Genomic DNA, 802 nt, shown 5'->3' with positions numbered 1-802 from the left:
CGTGGTCGAGCACCATCCGGACGGCGCGCTCACGCACCTCGGCTGAGAACTTCGGGGATTTGGTATGGTTCGTCATGGCTCCAGTCTCTCAAGAGTTGGAGCCTCCGGCAATCTCGGGGCGGTTCAGAGCTTGGCAATTTCAGCCTCTGTGGAAGGGATCGAGATGCTGGAGTCAACTTCAAGGGTATGGGCCGCCCTGGCCTGCGCGGTGTTCATGTCTCTTGCCACGAGTGCCTCTGCGCAACAGCCAATTGATCGCACGGTGCTGCCCATCCACGAACCGAAACTGCCAACCTATAAGGAGCTCGACGCACGCAAGGCCAAGGCGCCCGCTCGCTTCGAGGTCAAAGCGCCCGCAGGCGCACCCAATGTTCTAATTATCCTAATCGATGACATGGGCTTTGGAGTGCCGAGCACCTTCGGCGGACCCGCCCAGATGCCGACCTTGGACCGGCTGGCGAACGGCGGTCTACGCTATAACAATTTCCACACGACCGCATTATGCGCCCCTACACGCGCGGCTCTGCTGAGCGGTCACAACCACCACATGAACAACATGGGGTCGATTACCGAGACTGCGACAGCGTTCCCCGGCTATACGGGCGTGACGCCACAGAACCTTGCACCGATATCGAACATTCTACGGCTGAACGGCTACAGCACCGCGCAATTCGGCAAGAATCACGAAACGGCCGCGTGGGAAATCAGCCCCTCCGGTCCGACCGACCGGTGGCCGACCCGTAAGGGCTTCGACAAGTTCTATGGTTTCTTTGGCGGCGAAACCAACCAGTGGTCGCCATTG

General features: G+C 59.9%; 1 protein-coding gene. It reads left to right on the top strand.

The window, feature by feature from the left end:
• Positions 1–214: 214 nt before the first annotated feature.
• Positions 215–802, top strand: a 588-nt coding sequence (locus AB1772_13265; protein ID MEW5797309.1) for a sulfatase-like hydrolase/transferase, incomplete at its 3' end; no start/stop codon positions are given.

The organism is Candidatus Zixiibacteriota bacterium, assembly GCA_040752815.1.
GTDB lineage: Bacteria > Zixibacteria > MSB-5A5 > GN15 > FEB-12 > JAGGTI01.
This window is presented reverse-complemented; position numbering and strand designations above follow the sequence as displayed.